At 69.4% G+C, this 23,509-nt stretch carries 24 protein-coding genes; 9 read left to right on the forward strand and 15 right to left on the reverse strand.

Translation table 11 applies throughout. The annotated features are described in order from the left end of the window. Position 1: 1 nt before the first annotated feature. On the reverse strand, positions 2-928 hold the full coding sequence (tsf, locus tag METY_RS12980) for a translation elongation factor Ts (RefSeq protein WP_103121823.1): 927 nt from the start codon (positions 926-928) through the stop codon (positions 2-4). Positions 929-1,032: 104 nt separating this feature from the next. Further along, a complete protein-coding gene (locus METY_RS12985; protein ID WP_103121824.1) occupies positions 1,033-2,070 on the reverse strand; it encodes a 30S ribosomal protein S2 in 1,038 nt (345 codons plus the stop codon). Positions 2,071-2,383: 313 nt separating this feature from the next. On the opposite strand from METY_RS12985, the gene METY_RS12990 reads away from it, so the two are divergent. Then, positions 2,384-3,529 carry a DUF2865 domain-containing protein gene (locus METY_RS12990; RefSeq protein ID WP_103121825.1) on the forward strand — a complete coding sequence of 382 codons (1,146 nt, stop codon included), beginning with the start codon at positions 2,384-2,386 and terminating at the stop codon, positions 3,527-3,529. A gap of 283 nt (positions 3,530-3,812) precedes the next feature. Here METY_RS12990 and parC read toward each other — a convergent pair whose 3' ends face one another. Beyond that, entirely contained in the window at positions 3,813-6,056 is a 2,244-nt protein-coding gene (gene parC, locus METY_RS12995) for a DNA topoisomerase IV subunit A (RefSeq protein ID WP_103121826.1), read from the reverse strand. Between the two features lie 152 nt (positions 6,057-6,208). On the opposite strand from parC, the gene METY_RS13000 reads away from it, so the two are divergent. After that, positions 6,209-7,126 carry an aldo/keto reductase gene (locus METY_RS13000; protein WP_103121827.1) on the forward strand — a complete coding sequence of 306 codons (918 nt, stop codon included), beginning with the start codon at positions 6,209-6,211 and terminating at the stop codon, positions 7,124-7,126. A gap of 181 nt (positions 7,127-7,307) precedes the next feature. Then, a complete protein-coding gene (locus METY_RS13005) occupies positions 7,308-8,012 on the forward strand; it encodes a DUF6064 family protein (RefSeq protein WP_103121828.1) in 705 nt (234 codons plus the stop codon). Here METY_RS13005 and recO read toward each other — a convergent pair. Then, positions 7,957-8,685, reverse strand: a complete 729-nt coding sequence (recO, locus tag METY_RS13010; RefSeq protein ID WP_103121915.1) for a DNA repair protein RecO — start codon at positions 8,683-8,685, stop codon at positions 7,957-7,959. The two genes, METY_RS13005 and recO, sit on opposite strands and share 56 nt — an antisense overlap. 163 nt (positions 8,686-8,848) lie before the next feature. Between recO and METY_RS13015 the strand changes: the two genes are divergently transcribed. Next, positions 8,849-9,757, forward strand: coding sequence for a cation diffusion facilitator family transporter (locus METY_RS13015; RefSeq protein ID WP_103121829.1), 909 nt, complete (start codon positions 8,849-8,851; stop codon positions 9,755-9,757). Positions 9,758-9,766: 9 nt separating this feature from the next. Here the strand turns inward: METY_RS13015 and METY_RS13020 are convergent, their stop codons facing one another. Beyond that, a complete protein-coding gene (locus METY_RS13020; RefSeq protein ID WP_103121830.1) occupies positions 9,767-10,138 on the reverse strand; it encodes a winged helix-turn-helix transcriptional regulator in 372 nt (123 codons plus the stop codon). Positions 10,139-10,248: 110 nt separating this feature from the next. Here METY_RS13020 and METY_RS13025 point away from each other — a divergent pair, with 110 nt between their 5' ends. Then, positions 10,249-11,265 (forward strand): zinc-binding alcohol dehydrogenase family protein, encoded by a 1,017-nt coding sequence (locus METY_RS13025; protein ID WP_103121831.1) that lies wholly within the window; start codon positions 10,249-10,251, stop codon positions 11,263-11,265. 133 nt (positions 11,266-11,398) lie between these two features. After that, complete coding sequence (locus METY_RS13030; RefSeq protein ID WP_146035720.1) at positions 11,399-11,812, forward strand: hypothetical protein; 414 nt, start codon at positions 11,399-11,401, stop codon at positions 11,810-11,812. Positions 11,813-11,930: 118 nt separating this feature from the next. Here the strand turns inward: METY_RS13030 and eno are convergent, their stop codons facing one another. After that, positions 11,931-13,214, reverse strand: a complete 1,284-nt coding sequence (eno, locus tag METY_RS13035; RefSeq protein WP_103121833.1) for a phosphopyruvate hydratase — start codon at positions 13,212-13,214, stop codon at positions 11,931-11,933. A 127-nt stretch (positions 13,215-13,341) separates the two neighbouring features. Here eno and queF point away from each other — a divergent pair, with 127 nt between their 5' ends. Beyond that, positions 13,342-13,788 (forward strand): preQ(1) synthase, encoded by a 447-nt coding sequence (gene queF, locus METY_RS13040; RefSeq protein ID WP_103121834.1) that lies wholly within the window; start codon positions 13,342-13,344, stop codon positions 13,786-13,788. A gap of 240 nt (positions 13,789-14,028) precedes the next feature. Continuing rightward, positions 14,029-15,051, forward strand: a complete 1,023-nt coding sequence (locus tag METY_RS13045) for a hypothetical protein (protein ID WP_103121835.1) — start codon at positions 14,029-14,031, stop codon at positions 15,049-15,051. Positions 15,052-15,208: 157 nt separating this feature from the next. On the opposite strand, the gene METY_RS13050 is transcribed toward METY_RS13045, so the two are convergent. From METY_RS13050 to METY_RS13085, 8 genes are all read right to left on the reverse strand, one after another. Further along, the gene (locus METY_RS13050) at positions 15,209-15,766 is read right to left on the reverse strand and encodes a TerB family tellurite resistance protein (protein ID WP_103121836.1); all 558 of its coding nucleotides are present in this window, start codon (positions 15,764-15,766) and stop codon (positions 15,209-15,211) included. A 120-nt stretch (positions 15,767-15,886) separates the two neighbouring features. Beyond that, positions 15,887-16,732 carry a 3-deoxy-8-phosphooctulonate synthase gene (gene kdsA, locus METY_RS13055; RefSeq protein ID WP_103121837.1) on the reverse strand — a complete coding sequence of 282 codons (846 nt, stop codon included), beginning with the start codon at positions 16,730-16,732 and terminating at the stop codon, positions 15,887-15,889. Positions 16,733-16,882: 150 nt separating this feature from the next. After that, positions 16,883-17,692, reverse strand: a complete 810-nt coding sequence (locus METY_RS13060) for a VOC family protein (protein WP_103121838.1) — start codon at positions 17,690-17,692, stop codon at positions 16,883-16,885. Positions 17,693-17,718: 26 nt separating this feature from the next. Then, positions 17,719-19,197 (reverse strand): Asp-tRNA(Asn)/Glu-tRNA(Gln) amidotransferase subunit GatB, encoded by a 1,479-nt coding sequence (gene gatB / locus METY_RS13065; protein WP_103121839.1) that lies wholly within the window; start codon positions 19,195-19,197, stop codon positions 17,719-17,721. Between the two features lie 91 nt (positions 19,198-19,288). After that, a complete protein-coding gene (locus METY_RS13070; RefSeq protein WP_244593641.1) occupies positions 19,289-19,591 on the reverse strand; it encodes a chorismate mutase in 303 nt (100 codons plus the stop codon). Continuing rightward, a complete protein-coding gene (gatA, locus tag METY_RS13075) occupies positions 19,588-21,066 on the reverse strand; it encodes an Asp-tRNA(Asn)/Glu-tRNA(Gln) amidotransferase subunit GatA (RefSeq protein WP_103121841.1) in 1,479 nt (492 codons plus the stop codon). The genes METY_RS13070 and gatA overlap by 4 nt, the downstream gene beginning before the upstream one ends. A 41-nt stretch (positions 21,067-21,107) precedes the next feature. Then, positions 21,108-21,395 carry an Asp-tRNA(Asn)/Glu-tRNA(Gln) amidotransferase subunit GatC gene (gatC, locus tag METY_RS13080; protein ID WP_103121842.1) on the reverse strand — a complete coding sequence of 96 codons (288 nt, stop codon included), beginning with the start codon at positions 21,393-21,395 and terminating at the stop codon, positions 21,108-21,110. A 237-nt stretch (positions 21,396-21,632) separates the two neighbouring features. Then, positions 21,633-22,346, reverse strand: a complete 714-nt coding sequence (locus METY_RS13085) for a metal-dependent hydrolase (protein ID WP_103121843.1) — start codon at positions 22,344-22,346, stop codon at positions 21,633-21,635. Between the two features lie 127 nt (positions 22,347-22,473). On the opposite strand from METY_RS13085, the gene ruvX reads away from it, so the two are divergent. Next, a complete protein-coding gene (gene ruvX, locus METY_RS13090) occupies positions 22,474-22,971 on the forward strand; it encodes a Holliday junction resolvase RuvX (RefSeq protein ID WP_103121844.1) in 498 nt (165 codons plus the stop codon). Positions 22,972-23,021: 50 nt separating this feature from the next. On the opposite strand, the gene METY_RS13095 is transcribed toward ruvX, so the two are convergent. Next, entirely contained in the window at positions 23,022-23,408 is a 387-nt protein-coding gene (locus METY_RS13095; RefSeq protein WP_103121845.1) for a hypothetical protein, read from the reverse strand. Positions 23,409-23,509 lie beyond the last annotated feature (101 nt).

Genomic DNA, 23,509 nt, shown 5'->3' on the forward strand with positions numbered 1-23,509 from the left:
GTCAGCGCGTGCCGGCCGCGGCTGCGACCTCGGCCGCGAAGTCGTTCTCTTCCTTCTCGACGCCCTCGCCGAGCGCCAGCCGGACGAAGCCGGTCAGCTTGATGGGAGCGCCGGCCTCGGCCTCGGCCGCCTTCACGGCCTGCGCGACGGTCTTGGAGCCGTCGTGCACGAAGGGCTGCTCGAGGAGAGTGGCCTCCTTGTAGAAGGTCTTGATGCCGCTCTCGACGATCTTCTCGATGACGTTCTCGGGCTTGCCGCCTTCGCGCGCCTTGTCGGCCAGCACCGCCTTCTCGCGCTCGACGATCGCGGGATCGATCGACGCCGCGTCAAGGCCCTGCGGGTTCGTCGCCGCGACATGCATCGCGACCTGGCGGCCAAGCGCCGCCAGAACGTCGGCTTTGCCTTCGGACTCCAGCGCGACGAGCACGGCGATCTTGCCGAGGTTCGGCGCGACCTGGCCGTGGACGTAGCCGCCGATCACGCCCTTCGAGACCGACAGCTCGGCCGCGCGGCGGAGGGTCATGTTCTCTCCGATCCGGGCGATGGTCGACTGGATCTTGTCCGCCACCGAGCCGCCGCCGGGATAGCCCGCGGCCTCGATCGTGGGAACGTCGGCGCCGGCGGTCAGGGCCACGGTCGCGATGGTCGAGACCATCTCCTGGAACTCGACGTTGCGCGCGACGAAGTCGGTCTCGGCGTTCACCTCGACCGCGACCCCCTTGGCGCCGTCGACGGCGAGCGCGACGAGACCCTCGGCCGCGACGCGGCCGGCCTTCTTCGCGGCCTTGGCGAGGCCCTTCTTGCGCAGCCAGTCGAACGCAGCCTCGATGTCGCCTTCGACCTCGGAGAGCGCGTTCTTGCAGTCCATCATGCCGGCGCCGGTCTTCTCGCGAAGCTCCTTCACCATGGCTGCGGTGATGTTGGCCATGTCATCCTCTGAAACGTGCGCCGCCCTGTGAAGGGCGGCGAAGATTAAGGTCAGGCGAGGCCCGCGAGATCACGAGGACCCGCGGGCGTTCTGAAGCTTGAGCGTTACGCGGCGAGGCCGGCGAGCAGCTCGCGGGCCTGCGCGACCCAGCCCTCGCGGTCGAAGCGACCGTTAAGCTTCAGGTCGGAATCGGCCTTGGCCACGTCGGTCGGGGTCATCGCGGCGATCTGCCAGTAGTGATAGACGCCGTACTCGTTCAGCTTCTGCTCGAGCTGCGGGCCGACGCCGGAGAGCTTCGCGAGATCGTCGGGCGCGCCGCGCGGGGCGGCGAGCAGCTCGAACGCCTCAACGGGCGCTTCGATCTCTTCGACCGCGACCACGGAGACCACCTCCGCCGGCAGATCCTCCACGAGGGGCTCTTCCTGGGCGCCGAGGTCGATGCCGAGATCGCCCTGGCCGCGGCTGATGCCGTCAAGCGCGGCGCGGGCGATCAGGTCGCCATAGAGCGCCAGCGCGCGCCCGGCGTCGTCGTTGCCCGGGATCGGATAGGTGATTCCCTCGGGGTCCGAGTTGGTGTCGAGGATGGCCGCGACCGGAATGCCGAGGCGACGAGCCTCCTGCACCGCGATCTGCTCCTTGTTGGTGTCGATCACGAAGATCAGGTTGGGCAGGCCGCCCATGTCCTTGATGCCGCCCAGGGTCTTCTCGAGCTTGTCGCGCTCGCGCGACAGCGTCAGGCGCTCCTTCTTGGTGAAGCCATGGGCCTCGCCGGAGAGCATCTCTTCGAGCTTGCGCAGGCGCTGGATCGAGCCGGAGATGGTCTTCCAGTTCGTCAGCATGCCGCCCAGCCAGCGGGCGTTCACGAAGTACTGCGCCGAACGACGGGCCGAATCCGCGACGACCTCGGCCGCCTGGCGCTTGGTGCCGACGATGAGGACGCGGCCGCCGCCGGCGACGACGTCGGACACGGCCTGCAGCGCGCGGTGCAGCAGCGGCACGGTCTGCGCGAGGTCGATGATGTGGATGTTGTTGCGCGCGCCGAAGATGTAGGGCGCCATCTTCGGGTTCCAGCGGTGAGCCTGGTGGCCGAAGTGCACGCCCGCCTCGAGCAGCTGGCGCATGGTGAAGTCAGGAGCAGCCATCGTCTTGAATCCGTCTTTCCGGTTGCCTCCGCGGGCGATCGCCGGAGCCCGATCGTCGAGCCCGGCGCCGGTGCGGCTTGGTTATCGCCGCTGAAGCCCGCGTGTGGGATGGCGCGGCTTATAGGCGCAAACCCCCGAAGAAGGCAAGACGGCGGCCGGTCGAGCCAGCGTCCAAGCGCGCCCCTGCCGCCGAGCGCCCTCCTCACTTCGGTCTCATTCCGCCGCCTCTGTGCGGAGCCGTTGCGACGGGGTATGTACGTCCGGGGTCGACGCTCTCGGCGCCAATCCCTTCGAGTCGCCTGAAAGGATGCGCATGAGGTCCAGTTTCGTCACGCTCGCGGCTGTCGCTTTGACGCTGGCGGCGGCGATCGGAGACGCCCGGGCCCAGCAGGGCTCCGACCAGTGCCTGCGCCTCGAGGCGCAGCTTGCGGCCGTCGACCGCGGCGGCGCCCGCCGGCCGGACCCCCGCGCCATCGAGCGCGACTTCAACCGCCAACGCTACGAACTCGACCGCACCAAGGCCTACGCGCGCGGCCTCGGCTGCGGCCGCGGCTTCCTGTTCTCCTCGCCGCCGGCCGAATGCTCCGACATCGAGCGGCGCATGGGGCAGATGGAGACCAACCTCGACAAGCTCGAGGCCCAGCTCGCCCAGGCTCAGCAGGGCGGCGGCGTGGACCCCCGCCGGCGCGACCTGCTGTTCGCCCTCGCCCGCAACCAGTGCGGTCCGCAGTACCGCCTCGTCGAGCGCAAGATCGAGCGTGAGCCGCAGCAGCGGCAGGGCTTCTTCTCCATGCTGTTCGGCGGCGGCGGCTCGGACGGCCCGCGCGAGGAGACTGTGGTCGAGCCCGAGATGGATCCGCAGTCCACGCCGCGGGTCTCGACCTACCGCACAGTGTGCGTGCGCACCTGCGACGGCTTCTTCTTCCCGATCTCGTTCCAGACCACACGCAACGCCTTCGAGCGCGACGACGCGATCTGCCGCGCCACCTGCCCCGGCGCCGAAGCCAAGCTCTACTCCTATCCGAATCCCGGGGGGGCGATGGAGCAGGCGTCGAGCGTCGACGGCGAGGCCTACGCCAAGCTCCAGAACGCCTTCCGCTACCGCAAGGAGTTCGTCGCGGGCTGCTCGTGCCGCCCAGAAGGCATGAGCTGGGCCGAGGCGCTCGCGGGTGTCGAGGACAAGACCGTGAAGAAGGGCGACATCGTCGTCGACGAGCAGAAGGCGCTCGAGCTGTCGCGGCCGCAGGGCGCGGGCCAGCCCAAGCCGCCGGCGCCGAGCGCCCCGACCGCCCAAGCGCGGCCGAGCCGCCAGGAGCAGCTGCGCGCCCCGGCCGACCCTGCGCCCCAGGACGCGCCCGCCGTGACGCCGCGCTCGAACTCGAACGACGTGATCATCCTCGACGACCCGCTGAACCGCGGCGCCCCTATCGAGCGCCGCCCGCTCAGCCAGCCGAACTGAGTCTCGGGGTCGTTCGGAATCACGCCGTCGCTCCGGGCGAAGTCCCGGAGCCCAATGATCGCGCCGTCGGCGGCATGAGCGCGGACCCCCGATCGCCGCGAGTATGGGTTCCGGCATTTCCGCTTCGTTGCAGCCGGAACGACGGCGCGGTTTGTTCCAGCGCTGTCTCACCCTCCGCCGTCATGGTCCGGCTTCACCGGACCATCCATTTCAGACGCGAAGCCGACGTCGGCGGTGGCTCCTCCGGTTTAGCCGGAGGGCGACGGTCGCGTTTTACGGCGTTCTAGCCGCTGAAGGTGTTCGACGCCGGGAAGCCGCGGGGCGGGAGACGTCCGCTCTCCGCGCGGTGGCCCAGCCAGTCGCGCAGCTCCTCGCCCTTCAGCGACCAGGTCTTGCCGCCGTTGGTGACGAAGGAAAAGCCCTCGGCGAGCGCGAAGACCTTCACGTCCGAGAGGCCGCCGTCCTTGTAGCGTTGCAGCCGGACGCCGCGGCCGCGCGCCATCTCGGCGACCTGCGCGAGCGGGAACAGCAGCAGCTTCCGGTTCTGGCCGACCACAGCGACCGTGTCGCCGTCGGCGGGCGCAAACCGCACGACGCGCGCGGTCCCGTCGAGATTGACGACCTGCCGGCCCTTGCGGGTCGAGGACAGCAGCTGGTCGTCCGAGACCAGGAAGCCGCGGGCGTCGCTGGTCGCAACCAGCCGCTTCGCCCCGGCGCGCGCTGCGAAGACGTCGATGACGTCGGAGCCCTCGTCGATGTCGACCATCAGCCGAACCGGCTCGCCAGCGCCGCGCCCGCCGGGAAGCTTCGCGGCGTCGAGCGTGAAGGCCTTGCCGTTCGAGGTCACCACCAGAAGCTTCGCGGTGGTTTCGGTGTGGAACGACAGCTTGAGCGCGTCGTCGGCCTTGAAGGTGAGGCCGGACACGTCGGCGACGTGGCCCTTGAGCGCCCGGATCCAGCCCTTCTGCGAGACCACGACGGTCACCGGCTCGCGCTCCACGAAGGCGTCGGCGACGTCGGCTGCGGTCGCCGAGGGCGGCGCCTCGAAGGTGGTGCGGCGCTTGCCGAGCGGGGTGTCCGGCCCGAAGCTCTTCGCGAGCCCGTCGAGCTCCTTGCCCACCCGCTTCCACTGCTTGGCCTCGGAGCCCAGCAGTGAGCGCAGGTCGTCGCCCTCCTTCGTCAGCTTGTCGTGCTCGCGGCGGATCTCGATCTCTTCGAGCTTCGCCAGCGACCGGAGTCGCATGTTGAGGATGGCCTCGGCCTGCGTGTCGGTCAGCGTGAACGCCGCGATCAGCTCGGCCTTCGGGTCGTCCGCCTGACGGACGATGCGGATCACCTCGTCGATGTTGAGGAAGGCGATCAGCAGGCCTTCGAGGATCTCGAGGCGCCGGACAATGGCGTCGAGCCGGTGCTGCGCCCGGCGCTGGATCACCTCGCGGCGGTGGTCGAGCCAGTGCTTGAGCACGTCCTTGAGGCCGAGCACCATCGGCGTCTGGCCGCGCACCAGCACGTTCATGTTGATCGGGATGCGGCTTTCGAGCTCCGTCAGGCGGAACACCGATTCCATCATCACGATCGGATCGACGGTGCGGACCCGCGGCTCCAGCACCAGCCGGACGTCCTCGGTCGACTCGTCGCGGACGTCGACGACCAGCGGCAGCTTGCGGTCGTTGATCAGCTCCGCGATGCGCTCCACCAGCCGGCTCTTCGGCACGAGCCACGGGATCTCGGTCACGACAGCGACCCAGGTCCCGCGGCCGAGGTCCTCGACCGCCCAGCGCGCCCGCGTGCGGAAGCCGCCGCGGCCGGTGCGGTAGGCCTCGGCGATCCCCCCGGGGCCGTCGATGATCACGCCGCCGGTGGGGAAGTCCGGCCCCTTCACATGGACCAGCAGGTCGTCGGTGGTGGCGTCGGGATTGGCGAGCAGCGCGCGCGAGGCCTCGACCAGCTCGGCCACGTTGTGCGGCGGGATCGAAGTCGCCATGCCGACCGCGATGCCCTGGCTGCCGTTGGCGAGCAGATTGGGGAAGGCGCCGGGGAGGACGATCGGCTCCTTCTCGGTGCCGTCGTAGGTCGCGCGGTAGTCGACCGCGTCCTCGTCGAGCCCGTCCAGCAGCAGGCGGGCGACCTCGGTCAGCCGCGCCTCGGTGTAGCGCATCGCCGCGGCGTTATCGCCGTCGATGTTGCCGAAGTTGCCCTGCCCCTCAACCAGAGGCCAGCGCTGGGCGAAGTCCTGCGCGAGCCGCACCAGCGCGTCGTAGACCGACTGGTCGCCGTGCGGGTGATACTTGCCAATCGTGTCGCCGACCACGCGGGCGCATTTCTTGAACGCCGCGCCGGGATCGAGCTTCAGCTCGCGCATCGCCCAGAGCACGCGCCGGTGCACGGGCTTCAGCCCGTCGCGGACGTCGGGCAGCGCGCGTTGAGTGATGGTCGAGAGCGCGTAGGCGAGGTAGCGCTCCTCGAGCGCAGAGCGCAGCTCGATGGGAAGCACGCCGTCGCCCGGCGGCACTTTAAGTTCGCTCATCGTTCTCACCTACCCGCAGCGCCGATTCGGAGCAAGAAGCGCTTGGGGATAAGCGCCGATGGCGCACGCCGGCGTCGCGCTTTCGTGTCCGGCCGCCCGTCGCCGCCGCGCCGCGCGGCCCCACCTATCCCAGCACATCGGAGGAGGGCGACATGCCGACGACACTCGACCGCCGAACCGTCGCCGCGGGTCTTCTCGCCGGCGGGGCCGCAGCCGCCCTGCCCCGCGCCGCGCGCGCCCAGGCGCCGGCGCCGCTGGCGAAGACGATCCCCTCCACGGAAGAGAAGATCCCCGCGGTCGGGCTCGGCACCTGGATCACCTTCAACGTCGGTGACGACGCCGATCTCCGGAAGGACTGCGTCGCCGTGATGGCCGCGTTCTTCGAAGCCGGCGGGCGGATGATCGACTCCTCGCCCATGTACGGCTCCGCGCAGGCGGTGGTCGGAGCCGGCCTGAAGGCCCTTGAAAACCCGAAGCCGCTGTTCTCGGCCGAGAAGGTCTGGACCTCCTCGGACGGTCCGGCGCAGATCGAGGCGACCCGCAAGCTTTGGGGCGTTCCGCGGTTCGACCTGCTTCAGGTCCACAACCTCCTGAACTGGGAGGCGCATCTCGACACGCTGTTTGCGATGAAGGACGCGGGGAAGCTGCGCTACGTGGGCGTCACCACCTCGGAGGGCCGCCGCCACGGCGAGCTCGAGAAGATCATGGCCGCGAAGCCGCTCGACTTCGTCCAGCTCACCTACAATCCGGTCGACCGCGAGGCGGAGCGGCGCCTGCTGCCGCTCGCCCGCGAGCGCGGGGTTGCGGTGATCGTCAACCGCCCGTTCCAGCAGGGCGACCTCACGGGGCGCCTCGAGGGCCAGCCGCTCCCTGCCCTTGCGGAGCCTCTCGGCGGAACGACCTGGGCGCAGCTCATCCTCAAGTTCATCGTCTCGCACCCAGCCGTCACTTGCGCGATCCCCGCCACCACGCGCGTCGACCACGTCCGCGAGAACCTCGCCGCCGCCGCGGGCCCGCTTCCGGACGAGTCCACGCGGGCGAAGATCGCGGCCGAGATCGCAAAGCTTTGACGGGCGGAGCGACGAAGGGCGAGCGTGCTTCGGGACGCCTTGCTCGCGCGAGGCTCCGGACGAGGCAGGAGGGTTTGCAAAGCAAAGATCTCCTCATGCTGAGGAGCCGGCCGCAGGCCGGCGTCTCGAAGCACGCGAACCGTCTTCCCATTCAAAGCCTTCGCTCGCCGGACGCCCTCTGATGTCGGAATGGTGGACCTACCGGCCGTCCGACTTCCTGCTGTTCGCGCCGCGCACCTACTACCGGCTGCTCGAACATTACGGCGCCGGCCTGTGGCCTTGGCAGATCGCGGCGCTGGCGGCCGGCGTCGCGCTGTTGGCCGTCGCGCTTCGGGGACGGCCGGGCGAGGTGCGGCTCGGCCTCGCCCTGCTCGGAGCCGGCTGGATCGCGGCGGCATGGCTCTTCCTCTGGGGGCGTCTCGCGTCCATCGCCTGGTCCGCGGACTACGCCGCTCCGGCCTTCGTCGCCCAGGGCGCGCTGATGATCCTTCTTGCGGCGATCCCCCTCTCCGCTGTCCCAACTTCTAAGCCGCAGCGTCTGGGAGCCTCTGCGCTGCTCGTGGCCGCCCTCGCCTATCCCCTCTTGGCGCCGGCCATGGGCCGGCCGTGGGCCGCGGCGGAGGTCTTGCTGCTGTTTCCCGACCCGACCGCGATCGCCACGCTGGGCCTGCTCGCGCTGCTGCCCACCGGCCGGCGGGCGGTGCTCATGATCGCGCCGTTGGGGTGGTGCGCGTTTCAGGGCATGACGCTGTGGACCATGGGCGCGCCGGAGGCCGGCGTTCTTCTCGGCGCGGCGGTCGTCGCGCTGCTGCTTCCGCTCGCCGGAAGTCTCAGGCGGCGCGACCGAGCAGCGCGAGATAGGCCGCCCGCGAGTCCGGCGGCTTGATGCCTCTCGGCTCCCACACCCGCGCGTTGAGAAAGTGGCCGGTGATCGCGAAGCCGGCCGCCACGTCCTGGGGCGTCGGCGAGGCGTTGGGGCCGGAGCCGAGCAGGAACGGCGGCAACGTAAACAGCTTGTCGGCGTAAGGGCCGCCGGCCTCGCGGCCGACCGCACGGCCGGACTTCGGCGACACGTAGATCAGGTCCTCGGTGCCGCCCGTCGCCGCGCAGGAGGACAGGTCGAGCCCGAAGCCGAGCTCTGCCAGCAAGGCGACCTCCAGCTTCACGATCAGCGCCGGCGCCACCTCGGGGTCATCAAGGTTTTCGGCGATGATCTCCGCGATCTCGTAGAGCGCCTCGTGCCGCTCCCGCTCGGGCAGCAGCCGCAGCAGCTGGCCGAGATGGCCGACGCCGTGCAGCGCGTCCGCCCGCGCCATCAGCCGTCCCGCGCGCCCCGCGAGCGGCTCCACCGCGAACGCTCCGAGGTGGTCGTCGAGTCGCGCCCGCCAGGTGACGGAGACGCTGTTGCCCGGCTGCAGCGTCGCTTGAAGGCGGCGCGAGCGCCCTCCCCGCACGAGCCCAAGGTGGCGGCCATGGGCGCGCGTGAAGAGCTCCAGCACCACGCTGGTCTCGCCGTGGCGGCGAAGCCCCAGGATCAGGCCGTCATCGGTCCATTGCATGGCGGGCAAGATGGCGCAGGCGACGTCAAACGTCACGTTCGCGAGATCGCGCGTCGGCGGTGTTTGTCCCGGTCCCGGGTGTCGCTGAAGATGATCAGGGCCTCGGCCGACCACGCCGTCATGCCCGTCTTACAAGCCGTTCTACCTGCCCAAGACCGATGTCATGCCTCCAAGCGCCACCGAGCAAAGCGTTCTGAAGCGGTCGATCGCGGCCACCGTCGCGATCGGGCTGATCGGCGTCGTCTTCGGTGTGCTCTCTGGGTCCGCCTCGATCCTGTTCGACGGCGTGTTCGGAGGGCTCGACGCCTCCATGACGTTGCTCGCGCTGCTGGTGTCGCGGCTGATCGCAGGCGAAGCCAGCCGGCGATTTCAGATGGGATTCTGGCACGTGGAGCCGCTGGTTCTCGCCGTCAACGGCGGGCTGCTCACCCTGCTCTGCGTCTACGCCTTCCTCAACGCCGTCGGCTCGCTGCTGTCGGGCGGTCACGAGCTCGCCTTCGACTGGGCGCTCGCCTACGCCGCGCTGACGCTCGCGATCTGCCTAGCGCTCCTGGTTTACGTGCGTCGCGCCAACCGCACGATCGGCTCGGCGCTGCTCGCGCTCGACGTGAAGAGCTGGCTCATGAGCTGCCTGATCAGCGCCGCGCTGCTCCTCGCCTTCCTTGTCGCATGGGCGCTCGAGGGCGGTCCTTACCAGGCTTGGACGCCCTACGCCGACCCGGCGATCCTGGCCGTGCTGACCGCGCTGCTGATCCCCGTGCCGGCGTCGACCGTGGTCGCGGCGGTAAAGGAAATCCTGCTGGTGGCGCCCGCCGAGCTCGACGTCCGCGTGCGCACCGCGGCCGAGGCCGCGGTGGCGAAGCACGGCTTCGACGGCTGCCGCACCTACGTCGCCAAGGTCGGCCGCTCGCAGGTGATCGAGATCTACCTGATCGTCCCCGCCGACCGCGTCGTCGGCTCGATCGCGACGTTCGACGCCGTGCGCGAGGAGATCGGCGCCGCCATAGGCGGCGAAGGCCGCGACCGCTGGCTTACCATCGCCTTCACGGGCGATCCGAAGTGGGCGGAGTGAACGCCGCAGCTACGCCGCGGCTTCCGCGCGAACGGTCCCGACCTCCGGCCCGACCGCGTGCGCGTCGCCCCAGGCCTTGAGCGCCAGGATCACCGGCTCCAGCGTCCGGCCGCGCTCCGTGAGGCTGTACTCGACCCTGGGGGGAACCTCGGCGAAGACCTTGCGGGCGACGAAGCCGTCCACCTCGAGCTCGCGCAGCTGCGTCGTCAGCATGCGCTGGGTGACGCTCGGCAGCCGGCGGCGGATTTCGTTGAAGCGCAGCGTGCCCGCGAGCAGGTGATAGAGGATCACCCCCTTCCACTTGCCGTCGATGAACTGAAGCGTCGCCTCGACCGCACAGCCAGGCGAACAGTCGAGCCGGTCGTGGCGAACCCGAGCCATCACGGTATCCTTTTCGACACTATGGGCGTTTCAAGTGCGTTCTTGCGTCAAACGCACATAAGGCTCATCTCGGCGGCACGCAAATTGACGCCAACCGGAGATCGCCCGACATGCGCGCCATCGGATTCGACGCCCCCCGCCCCATCGCCGACCCCGCCGCGCTGGTCGACGTCACGCTGCCCGACCCAGTCCCTTCGGGCCGGGACATCCTCGTCGAGGTCCGCGCGGTTTCCGTGAATCCGGTCGACACGAAAGTGCGGAGGTCGGCGACGCCGCCCGCAGGCGACCCGCGGGTTCTGGGCTACGATGCGGCCGGCGTCGTCCGCGCGGTCGGGCCGGAGGCCACGCTGTTCAAGGCCGGGGACGAGGTGTTCTACGCCGGCGCCCTGGAGCGTCCTGGCACGAACGCCGAGCTTCATCTGGTCGATGAGCGGATCGTGGGGACGAAGCCCGCCTCCCTCTCGTTCGGCGAGGCGGCGGCGCTGCCGCTGACCACCATCACCGCCTGGGAGGCGCTGTTCGACCGGCTCGACGTGGCCAAGCCCGTTCCGGGCGCCGCGTCCGCGATCCTCATCATCGGCGCCGCCGGCGGCGTCGGCTCGATCGCGATCCAGCTCGCCCGTCGGCTGACCGGGCTCATCGTCATCGCCACCGCCTCCCGTCCGGAGACGCAGGCCTGGGTTCGGGAGCTCGGCGCGCATCATGTGATCGACCACCGCCAGCCCCTGGCCGGCCAGGTCGCCGCGCTCGGGATCGGTCAGCCGGCTTTCGTGTTCTCCACCACCAACACAGGGGACCACCTGTCCGAGATCGTCCAGCTCATCGCGCCCCAGGGCCGCTTCGCGCTGATCGACGACCCCGCCGCGCTCGACGTCAACCCGTTCAAGCGCAAGAGCGTCTCGGTGCACTGGGAGTTCATGTTCACCCGCTCGATGTTCGGCACCGCCGACATCGCGGCGCAGGGCGCGCTGCTCAACGAGGCCTCCCGCCTGGTCGACGCGGGCGAGATCCGCACCACCGCGAGCGAGGCCTTCGGCCCGATCACCGCCGAGAACCTGAAGCGCGCCCACGCCCTGATCGAAAGCGGCGCGGCCAAGGGCAAGGTGGTGCTGGAGGGGTGGGACTGACCTTAGATCCTATTTGTTCAGGGAGGCGGCATGGCATCCACCGACCGGCCCCTGCGGGACGCCCGCTCGGCGCCGCCATTGGCGACGAAAGCCGCGACCGCCGCGTCACCAACGCCTTCTCCGGCCATTCGAGATGGGCGAACTCAGGAACAGCGCTCCCGGCGGTGATCAGTTACGCTATGCGATCTCGATTGAGTTCGGGTTCACGCCCGCCGGAAGACCTTTGATGACGATCAATCGCCGGTTTGCGGCCACGCTGTTTGCGGCCTTAGGCTATAGCTCGGCGGCGGACGCCGAGGGCTCCACATCGAAATACTGCAAGTGGTTCGAAAACCTGAGTTCTCTTCCGAACGTTTTTACGCTCGACGGGCATGTGAGCTTCCCAGACAACGAAGCCGATATTTATCTCTCCGACACCTGCGAGTGCCTTGTCTACTATAGACATCCCGAGGTCGATTCTTCGGAATCCCTCGAGGACTCTAAGAAGAAAATGTCTCAGGCGACCTTCCAAAAGCTCTCCTGCAGCGAGCGGAAAACAAGGAAATAAATCTCTCCGACTCCACCTTCAAACCTCAATGACGCCAGCGCAAACGAAAGGGCGGCGCGCTGAAGCACGCCGCCCTTGTTCTTGACCCCGTCGAACCGACGAACGCCGTCTTAGATCGTCAGCGCAGCGCCTTCAGCGCGTTGCGGCCCGCGTAGACCGCGACGTCGCCGAGCTGCTGCTCGATGCGGAGCAGCTGGTTGTACTTGGCGAGCCGGTCGGAGCGGGCGAGCGAGCCGGTCTTGATCTGCCCGCAGTTGGTGGCGACGGCGAGGTCCGCGATGGTCGAGTCCTCGGTCTCGCCCGAACGGTGGGACATCACGGCGGTGTAGCCGGCGCGGTGCGCCATATCGACCGCGGCCAGCGTCTCCGTCAGCGTGCCGATCTGGTTGACCTTCACCAGGATCGAGTTGCCGACGCCTTGGCGGATGCCGTCCGAGAGGCGCGTGACGTTGGTGACGAACAAGTCGTCGCCGACGAGCTGACACTTGTTCCCGATAAGGTCGGTGACGGCCTTCCAGCCGGCCCAGTCGTCCTCCGCCATGCCGTCCTCGATTGAGGCGATCGGGTACTTGGCGACGAGGTCGGCGAGGTACTGCGCCTGCTCCTCCGGAGACCGGGTCTTGCCCTCGCCTTCGTAGACGTAGGCGCCGTTCTTGAAGAATTCGGTCGAGGCGCAGTCGAGGCCCAGCATGACGTCGTCGCCCGGCTTGTAGCCGGCCTTCTCGATCGCCTTCATGCAGAAGTCGAGAGCCGCTTCCGCCGAGGGTAGGTTCGGGGCGAAGCCGCCCTCGTCGCCCACGTTGGTGTTGTGGCCCGCGTCCTTCAGCGCCTTCTTCAGCGTGTGGAAGATCTCGGCGCCGACGCGCAGCGCCTCGGCGAAGGTCTCCGCGCCGACCGGCAGGATCATGAACTCCTGGAAGTCGATGGGGTTGTCGGCGTGCGCGCCGCCGTTGACGATGTTCATCATCGGCACCGGCAGCACGCGGGCGGAGACGCCGCCGACGTAGCGGTAGAGCGGCGCCTCGGAGGCTTCGGCGGCAGCCTTCGCGACGGCGAGCGACACGCCGAGGATGGCGTTGGCGCCAAGGCGGGCCTTGTTCGGGGTGCCGTCGAGGCCGATCAGCGTCTCATCGATGCTGACCTGCTCCTCGGCGTCGAACCCGCCGATCGCGTCGAAGATCTCGCCGTTGACCGCGTCGACGGCCTTTGCGACGCCCTTGCCGAGATAGCGGCCGGCGTCGCCGTCGCGCAGCTCGACCGCCTCGTGCGCGCCGGTCGAGGCGCCCGAGGGAACGGCGGCACGGCCGAAGGAGCCGTCCTCGAGGACGACGTCGACTTCGACGGTCGGGTTGCCGCGGCTGTCCAGGATCTCGCGGGCGAGGATGTCGACGATGGCTGTCATGGGATCAGCGGCTCCGGTGGCGCGCGGGGTGGGTCGGCGCACGTCCTAGCCCAAGAGGGCCGCAGGGAAAAGGTCGCGCGAAGCCGCGGGGCGCCGTACATGCGTCTGACATCTGGAGAGCTCTGCGATGACCGAACCCCTGCTCGGCCGCATGGTCGGCCTGCCGTCCTCCCCCGAGGAGGCGGAACTCGACCGCGTGCCGAACCCCCACCCGGACGTGACCTATCTCGCCCGCTTCACCGCGCCGGAGTTCACCTCGCTTTGCCCCGTGACCGGCCAGCCCGACTTCGCGCACATCGTCATCGACTACGCGCCTGACGAATGGCTGGTCGAGTCGAAGTCGCTGAAGCTCTACCTCGGCGCCTTCCGTAACCATGGCGCCTTCCACGAAGACTGCACGGTGGCGATCGCCAAGCGCCTGATCGCGACGCTCAAGCCCCGCTGGCTGCGCATCGGCGGCTACTGGTATCCCCGCGGCGGCATCCCGATCGACGTCTTCTTCCAGGCCGGCGAGCTGCCGCCAGGCGTCTGGGTCCCAGAGCAGGGCGTCGCGCCCTACCGCGGCCGTGGATGATGGGTTCCGACCTTTCGCCCCGCTGCAGCCGGAGCGACGCCGCGTTCGGCTCGAACGCCTCCAATCATGGCGAGGGCGTGGAGCGCGCTCCGTCACTGCGTCGTCGCGGAGGAGGCGTCTGGTCGAGAGCCTGACCGGGCGCCGCGACGAACGCCGGCGCGCCCCGGAAACGCCCCAAGCGACGCTCACCTTCGCGGCCCGAATCGAAAGCCCCGCTTCGCTCCCTCGGAGGCCGCGCCAATGCCCAACCCCGACGCGCCCAGCGGGCCCGAAGACGTGCTGATCATCACCAACGGCGACAGCGCCGTGGCGCGGATCGAGGAGGCGCGCGTCGCAGGCGCCATCCTGCCGTGGCGCGACGTGCTGCACGACGGCCCGGTGCCCGCGACAGGCGGGCTCGAGCGGCTCTCCGCGATCCGTGCCGCTTTCATCGCCTCCGATCTCGGTCTCGGCGTCAGCGAGGTGGCGGCCGAGTTCACGGCTCGCGACGCGGCGGTCCGTGGCCACGCCGGCTTCGCGCGCGTCGAGATCTGGCTGGAGCACGACCTCTACGACCAGCTGCAGCTGCTGCAGATCCTCGACTTCTTCCACGCCGAAAACCGCACCGAGGGGCTCTATCTGGTCCAGGCCGACGACTACCTCGGCCTCCAGGGTCCGGAGGCGATGCGCGCGCTCGCGGGCCGCGCCGCGCCGGTGACCGAGCGCCAGCTCGCGCTGGCCGACCGCGCCTGGGACGCGTTCACGGCCCGGACGCCGCATGCGCTCGCGCGTTTGGCCAAGGAGGACACCACCGCCCTGCCCCACCTCGCGCCGGCGCTCAAGCGTCTGCTGGAGGAGCTTCCCGATCCCGTGCGGGGGCTGACGCTGACGGAGGAGCGGGCGCTCGGCGGCCTCGCCGAGGCCGAGGCGACGACGGGAGAGCTGTTCCGCCACGTGACCGAGCAGGACGAGGCGCAGTTCTTGGGCGACGCAAGCTTCTTCCGCCGGCTGGACAGTCTGGCCTTCGCCGACGAGCCGCTGATCGACGGCCTGCCCGGCCCCTCGCCCGATTACTGCGGCCTGGGACCCGGCCGCCACCTCGGCTATGCCGACTACGCCCGCGCCCGGCTTCGCCTCACCAAGGCCGGACGGGCGGTGATGACCGGGCGGGTCGACCATCGCGTCATCAACCGCATCGACCACTGGGTCGGCGGCGTCCACGTCTCGCCCGCGGCCTTGATCCGTTACGACCGAGCGCACGGGCAGTTGGTGGCGCAGGACTAAAGAACGGCGCGTCCCGGCCAAGCGGCGATGCGCCTCCTTGTCCCCGGCCTTGAGCCGGGCCAAGGAGGGCTTCAACGCTCCGCGGTCGTCCTCTGGCTTGGCCGGCGCGCAGGATCGCTCGCCCGACCCAGGCGAGGCCGATCGCGCTCGAACGGCCTCAACCGTGCGCCTTGGTCCAGCCGAACCCTTGCCCGACGGCTTCGGGCGGCGCCAGCCGCTGACGAAGCGCGACGATCAGATGGAGCTGATCTTCGTTCGGAGGCCCGTCCACATGGGCGATGCGCTCGAGCATCGCGACGAGGTCCTCTCGCTCCTGCGTGGTGAGGCGCTCGTTGAACAGGGGAGCGAGGTCCTGGATCGCCGCCGTCGCGCTCGGCGTCTTGGTGCAGGCGAAGCGGGCGAAGGACTGGGCTTCGGCCAGATCGCCCGAGAGCGACATCACCGTGCGCATCTCATGTTCGATCGCGCTCAACTGGGCGGCCGAATAGTCGCCCTTCTGCCGCGCGATCAGGAACAGCAGGACGGTCCCTGCCTCGCGCGGATCCTTGATCGACTTGATCGGCGCGCGGGCCTGGGCGTCGAGGGACGCGAGGCGGCGCTTCGTGTTGCGCCGCTGGATCAGCATCTCTTCGATGCGCTTGTGCCCGTCGAGCCGAAAGAACCAGTAGCAGAACCAGAAAAAGGCTCCGCTCAGGATCGCCGCGATCACAGGCATGCCGCCCTCCGTGCCTCGGGCCGCTGGCGAGCCCGGTGTCAGATCGGCAGCGTTTCTAGCAAATAGTCAGCCGACTTCAAACTTCCGCGATGAGCCCACGTCCGGGGGAGCGCGCAGTGGTCACCCCTTCGCGAGCCGGTCGAACGCCATCAGTCGGGCAAGCAGGGCCGGCATCTGTTTCAGCGGCACCATGTTGGGGCCGTCGGAGGGGGCGTGGTCCGGGTCGGGGTGGGTCTCGATGAAAACGCCCGCGACGCCGACCGCGACGGCGGCCCGCGCCAGAACCGGCACGAACTCGCGCTGGCCGCCGGAGGACGTCCCCTGCCCCCCCGGCTGCTGAACGGAGTGCGTGGCGTCGAAGATCACCGGGGCTCCGGTCTTCGCCATCTCCGGCAGCGCCCGCATGTCGGACACCAACGTGTTGTAGCCGAAGGAGGCGCCGCGTTCGGTCAGCAGCACCTTGGGATTGCCGGCGCCGACCAGCTTGTCGACGACGTTCTTCATGTCCCAGGGCGCGAGGAACTGGCCCTTCTTGACGTTGACCACCCGTCCCGTCGCGGCGGCGGCGAGCAGCAGGTCGGTCTGGCGGCAGAGGAACGCCGGGATCTGCAACACGTCGACGACCTCGCCCACCGCGGCGCACTGGTGGGAGTCGTGAACGTCGGTCAGCGTCGGCAGGCCGAGGCTTTCCTTGATCTCGGCGAAAACGGGAAGCGAGGCCTCGAGACCCATGCCCCGCTGCGCCGTGGCGCTGGTGCGGTTCGCCTTGTCGAACGAGGTCTTGAAGATCAGCCCGATGCCCAGCGCCCCGGCGATCTCTTTCAGCGCGGAGGCCACCTCCAGCGCATGGTCGCGGCTCTCCATCTGGCAGGGGCCGGCGATCAGCGCGAGCGGCAGGTCATTGCCGAACTGGACGGACCCGACCTCGACGACGGCGGACGGGCGGATTTGGACTGGTGTGGTCATTTTCGCTCTTCACGAACGCGCCGTCATGCCCGGCGATCAGCCGGGCATCCACGACTTGGGGCGGCGCTCGACGTCGAAGTCGTGGATGCCCGGGACAAGCCCGGGCATGACGGCGAGCATGTGATCGCCGTCCGCTTATCAGCACTGGGCTCAGGCTTCCAGAACCAGCGTCAGGCCGTACAGACGTTCGGGCGGGACGACCCGCTCCGCCCCGGTCGGGACCTTGATCCGCAGCGCCGAGAGACGAAGCTCCGGCCCGACCTCGACGGCGAGCCCCGTGCGCCGACGGTAAGCCTCGCCGGTGAGCACGTCGATCTCGCCCCGCGGCGTGGGGAACGTCAGCCCTGAGGAGGTTGCGCGAAAGGCGTCGATACCCGTGAAGGCGCGCAGAAAGACGTGGTGGTCGGACGGGTTCTCCGCCGTCAGGACGACGCCCGCGACCGCGCTCGCGCCGTTCGGATGCGCCTGCGCGGCCGGGCTCCAGAAGTTCTCCGGCCGCTTCTGCTCGCAGGCGAAGAAGCTAAGGTCCGGCGCGGCGGGATCGGCCGCGAAGGCGAGCTCGAACGCCACTTCGACGGGCGAGCCGTCCGCCCGGACGCCTCGGCGCTCGAAGAAGAACGGCGCGTAGTCGCCGATCTTCGTCCGGGCGTAGGCCGCTGCGTCCGCCTTGGCGTCGAGGCTCTCCAGAACCAGCCCGGAGGGTCCTTCGCCCGCGCGCGCAAGCCGGTCGCGGTGGAACGCCGCAAAGGAGAAGAACCTCAGGCCGTGCTCGGAGATCAGCCCGGGGTCGCCGATCGCGAGCAGCTCGGCGAAGAAGCCGGGCAGCTGCACGATGCGGTTCTTCGTTCCGAACGGATGCCGGTTCTCAGGCCCGACCTGGAACCCCAACGTCTCCCAAGCCGCGGCCGCGGCGTCGAGGTCGCGGACGAGGTGGATCAGATGGTCGAGGCCGCGCGGCACAGCGCGTGAGGGCCCGGGCCGCGCGGTCAGATCTCGAGCTTCCGCTTGAGCAGATCGTTCACGGCCTGCGGGTTGGCCTTGCCGCCGGAGGCCTTCATAACCTGGCCTACGAACCAGCCGATCAGCGTCGGCTTGGCCTTCGCCTGCGCGACCTTCTCCGGGTTCGCGGCGATCACCTCGTCGCAGACCTTCTCGATCGCGCCGACGTCCGTCACCTGCCGGAGGCCGCGGCTCTCGACCAGCTCGCGCGGGTCCCCGCCTTCGGTCCACAGGATCTCGAACAGGTCCTTCGCGATCTTGCCCGAGATGACGCCTTCCGAGACGAGGCTGATCAGCCCGCCGAGCTGGGCCGCAGACACCGGGCTCGCCTCGATCGCGAGACCCTGCTTGTTGAGGCGGCCGAACAGCTCGTTGATGGTCCAGTTGGCCGCGAGTTTGGGATCGCCGTGCTTCGCGACGGCCTCGAAGAAGTCCGCGGACTCCCGCTCCAGCGTCAGCACCATGGCGTCATAGGGCGTCACGCCGTAGTCGGCGATGAAGCGCGTCTTCTTGGCGTCGGGCAGCTCGGGCAGCGCGGCGCGGAGCTCGTCCACCTCCGCCTGCGCGATCTTGAGCGGCAGCAGGTCCGGATCGGGGAAATAGCGGTAGTCGTGCGCCTCCTCCTTGGAGCGCATCGAGCGAGTCTCGCCCTTGCTCGGGTCGAACAGCCGGGTCTCCTGGTCGATCGTCCCTCCATCCTCGAGGATCTCGATCTGGCGCCGCGCCTCGATCTCGATCGCCTGTCCGATGAAGCGGATCGAGTTGACGTTCTTGATCTCGCAGCGGGTGCCGAGCGGGGCGCCCGGCTTGCGCACCGAGACGTTGACGTCCGCGCGCAGGTTGCCCTTGTCCATGTCGCCGTCGCAGGCGCCGATGTAGCGCAGGATGGTACGCAGCTTGGTGACGTAGGCCTTGGCCTCCTCCGACGACCTGAGGTCGGGCTTCGACACGATCTCCATCAGCGCGACGCCGGAGCGGTTCAGGTCGACGAAGGAAAGCTTGGGGTCCTGGTCGTGGATCGATTTGCCGGCGTCCTGCTCGAGGTGGATGCGCTCGACGCCGACGACGATGCTCTCGCCCTCGCCAAGATCCACGGTGACCTCGCCCTCGCCCACGATCGGGCTCTTGTACTGCGAGATCTGGTAGCCCTGCGGCAGGTCCGGGTAGAAGTAGTTCTTGCGGTCGAACGTGGAGACCAGGTTGATCTGGGCGTTGATCGCGAGGCCGGAGCGGATCGCCTGCCGGACGCATTCGTGGTTCAGCACCGGCAGCATGCCGGGCATCGCCGCGTCGACCAGGCTGACGTGGCTGTTGGGGGGCGCGCCAAAGCCGGTGGAGGAGCCCGAGAACAGCTTGGCCTCCGAGGTCACCTGCGCATGGATCTCCATGCCGATCACGACCTCCCAGTCGCCGGTCGCGCCGGGGATGAGTTTGGAGCTCGCAGGGACGCGGGAGGGAGCGTTCATGGGGATCGCCGAACCTTCGAAATGCAGAGAGGTCTTCCTAGACCTATGTCGCCGCCGGTGACAACGCCGCGCCGTCCGGCGAACAGCGGGATCAGCGGCTCGCCGCCTTCTCCATCAGCTCGCGCTCGTGCGCGATGAACTCCGCCATCATCGCGCGCCACAGCCTGTCGGCCAGCACGGGGTCGAGCCCGTGGCGTTCGGCCAAGGCCCGGGCGTTGGCCGCGACCTCCTCGACGCGCCATGGCACGAGCGCGACCTCAGGGTCGTTCTTGATGCGGGCGGCCTCGGCGATGCAATGCGCGCGGGCGGCCATCAGCGGCATGATCTCGGCGTCGAGCGCGTCGATCGCGGCCCGCACCTCGTCCATCGAGGCGTAGGTCGGCCGCGCGCTCACCACCAGCGCTCGGGGGTGAAGCCGCCGCCGGCCGCGTCCTCGATCACCGCCGCGGTCGAGACCAGCGTCTCTTCGTCGAACGGGCGGCCGATCAGCTGCAGCGCGAGCGGCAGGCCGTCCGCGGACTTGCCCGCCGGCACGGCGACCCCCGGCAGGCCGGCCATATTCACCGTCACTGTGAAGACGTCGTTGAGGTACATCTCGACCGGCGAGGCGTTGGCGTTCTCGCCGATCCCGAAGGCGGCGGAGGGGGTCGCCGGCGTCAGGATGGCGTCGACCCCGTCCGCGAACACGGTCTCGAAGTCGCGCTTGATCAGCGTGCGCACCTTCTGAGCGCGGACGTAGTAGGCGTCGTAGTAGCCGGCGGAGAGCACGTAGGTGCCGATCATGATGCGGCGGCGAACCTCGTCGCCGAAGCCTGCGGCGCGCGTCTTCTCGTACATCTCCACGACGTCGCGGCCGGGCACGCGCAGGCCGTAGCGCACGCCGTCGTAGCGGGCGAGGTTCGAGGAGGCCTCCGCCGGAGCCACGATGTAGTAGGCCGGCAGCGCATACTTCGTGTGCGGCAACGAGACCTCGACGACCTCGGCGCCGGCCGCGCGCAGCCATGCCGCGCCCTGCTCCCACAGCGCCTCGATCTCGGCCGGCATGCCGTCGACCCGGTATTCCTTGGGGAGGCCGATCCTCAGCCCCTTCACCGAACGCCCGACCGCCGCCTCGAAGTCCGGAACCTCACGCTCGACCGAGGTCGAGTCGCGCGGATCATGCCCGGACATGGCGCCGAGCAGAATGGCGGCGTCGCGCACGTCGCGGGCGATCGGCCCAGCCTGGTCGAGCGAGGAGGCGAAGGCGACGACGCCCCAGCGCGAGCAACGGCCGTAGGTCGGCTTGATGCCGACCGTGCCGGTGAAGGCCGCCGGCTGGCGGATTGAGCCGCCGGTGTCGGTCGCGGTCGCCCCGAGGCACAGCCTCGCCGCCACCGCGGCCGCCGAGCCGCCGGAGGAGCCGCCCGCGACGAGCGCCGCCTCCGATCCGGTCTTGCGCCAGGGGTTCACCGGCGTTCCAAAGCAGGAGCTCTCGTTGGACGAGCCCATGGCGAACTCGTCGTTGTTGAGCTTGCCCAGCATCACGGCGCCCGCGGCGCGCATCTTCTCGGTCACGAAGGATTCGTAGGGCGGCGTGAAGCCGTCGAGGATCTTCGAGCAGGCGGTGGTCCGCACGCCCTCGGTGCAGAACAGGTCCTTCACGCCGAGCGGCAGGCCTTCGAGCGCGCCGGCCTCGCCCCTCGCGATGCGCTGGTCGGACGCCGCCGCGCGCTCCAAGGCGACCTCCGGCGTCTCGAGCACATAGGCGTTCAGGCCGCGGCCGGCCTCAAGGGCGTCGAGGTAGGCCTGCGTCAGCTCGACGGCCGAAAAATCCTTTGCCGCCAGTTTCTTGCGGGCGTCGGCGAAGGTGAAATCGAGGAGATCGGACATCGCGGCTCAGGACTGACGTTGCGGGCGGACGGGGGCGGACGTCACTCGACGACCTTCGGAACGACGAAGAAGTCGCCCTCCCGCGCGGGGGCGTTCTGCAGCACGCGCTCGGCGTTCTCGCCGTCGGTCACCGCATCCTCGCGCAGCCGGATCGACACGGGCGTCACGCCCGTCATCGGCTCGACGCCGTCCACGTCGAGCTCCGACAGCTCCTCTACGAAGGCGAGGATCGCGTCGAGCTCGCCCTTGAGCTTCGCCACCTCGTGGTCCTCGACCGCGATGCGGGCGAGCTTGGCGACGCGGCGGACAGTGCTTTCGTCGACGGACATCTCAAGCCTTTTGAAGCGGTCGGGCGTCAATCAATACTGATGGACGGGGCGGGCTTTAGCACGGGCTATCCAAGCGTCGCAACGCGGCGGCCCGGCGAGCTGACGACGCGGCTCACATGGGGAGCGCCCTGCCCGCTCCGCCGGGGCGCTGAGCATGAGCCGTCGATCTGCATGCCCCGGACAGCTTGGGGACGACGCCTGCTCTTCCAAAGCCGACCGCTCAGACGAACGCCTCGCCTACCCCTCGACCTCGAAGGTCTCGCCGATCACCGGCACCTTCACGGTGGTCCCGCGCACGCTGTCCATCAGCTCCACGAACCGGTCGGCGTTCGGCTCGAGGATGGGGAACGTCCCGAAGTGGCAGGGCACGACCAGATCGAAATCGAAGAAGTGCCGGCAGGCGTAGGCTGCGGTCTTGGCGCCCATGGTGAAACGGTCGCCGACCGGCACGAAACCAACCGTTGGGGCGTAGAGCTCGTTGATCAGCTTCATGTCGCCGAAGATTCCAGTGTCGCCCATGGCGTAGACCACCGGCTCGTCTTCGCCCTCGGGCGTCACGATCAGGCCGTGCGCCTCCCCAAGCGCGACGGCGACGCCGTTTTCGTCGAGCTGACCGGAGGAATGCAGCGCTTGAGTCATCGTCACGCGGAACCCGCCGAGGCCGACCGAGCCGCCGGTGTTCATCGGCTCGAGCGCCTTGACCCCCTTCGACCCGAGCCAGGTCGCGAGATCGGCGTCCGCCACCACGGTGGCGCCCGTCTCCGCCGCGATCGCGACGGTGTCCCCCACATGGTCGAAGTGCCCATGCGTCAGGAGGATGTGCGTGGTCCCCTTGGCGGCGGCCGCCTTGTCCCCCTTGAAGACGCCGTTTTCGAAGAAGGGATCGATCAGGACGACGCTAGATCCAAAGTCGAGCCGGAAGACCGAATGGCCGTACCAGGTGATGCGCATGGGGGCTCGCGTCCTTGTGCGGTTTTGGAATCGTTCGGGGCGGAGAATAGGAACCGCGGCCGAGAGAACAAGCGCAGTGATGCGGGCCGTCGTGGCGGGCGCCCCACCTCCGTGCTACGCGGAGCCCATGTCGACCATCTTCCCAGACTTCGAAAGCTTTGTGGCCGCGCTGCCGGAGGAAGGCTCCCTGTTCGGGCTCGACCTCGGCACGAAGACGGTGGGCGTCGCCGTCTCTGACCCGCGCCGCGCCATCGCGTCGCCGATCGAGACCATCATTCGCCGGAAGTTCACGCTCGACGCCGACCGGCTGCTGGAGCTCGCGGCCGGGCGCAAGGTCGTCGGCTTCGTGCTTGGCCTGCCGGTCAACATGGACGGCAGCGAAGGCCCGCGATGCCAGGCGACGCGCGCTTTTGCGCGCAGCCTCGCCGGCCGCACGCCTCTGCCAATCGGCTTCTGGGATGAGCGGCTCTCGACGGCCGCCGTGGAGCGCATGTTGATCGCGTTCGACACAAGCCGGAAGCGGCGCGACGAGGTCGTCGATAAACTCGCCGCAGCCTACATCCTGCAGGGCGCGATCGACCGCATCAGCGGCCTGCGACGGGCGGCGCAGGACGCCGCCCGATGACGGCGGCCCGACCCAGAGGGGCGAGCCGCGGCCTTCCAGTCACGACTGCGTCAGCACGGACGATAGTCGACCACCTTCACCAAGCGGCCATAGCCGTCGTAGTGGGTCGAGACCACCCGGCATCCGCCGCCGGCGTAGACCGGGCCATAGGGCGCTCCGTAGACTTGGCTGCCGATCAAGGCGCCCGTCGCCAAGCCGATGGCGCCGGCTCCCCAGTAGCCTCCGCCCCAACCGTGGTGGTCATGCCATCCGCCATGGTCTCCCCAACCCGGGCCGCGGTGCGGGCCGCCCCAGCCCGGACCTCCGACGCCATGGCCTCCGAAGCCGCCGCGCTCCGGGCCGCCATGAAACGGAGATGCGCTGGCCGGCGCGACAGCGAGGCCGGCGACCCCAAGGGCGCAGACGGCGGCGGCGATTGTGGTGCGAAGAGACGTCATCGAACTGTCCTCCTAAGGAAGTCCGCCGAAAGCTTGCGGCAGGCGCCGCCCCGACATGGGAAGCCTCTTCGGTGGGCTCGGCAAAACAACGCGCGCCGGGT

Source organism: Methylopila sp. Yamaguchi (assembly GCF_002897035.1).
Classification (GTDB): domain Bacteria; phylum Pseudomonadota; class Alphaproteobacteria; order Rhizobiales; family Methylopilaceae; genus Methylopila.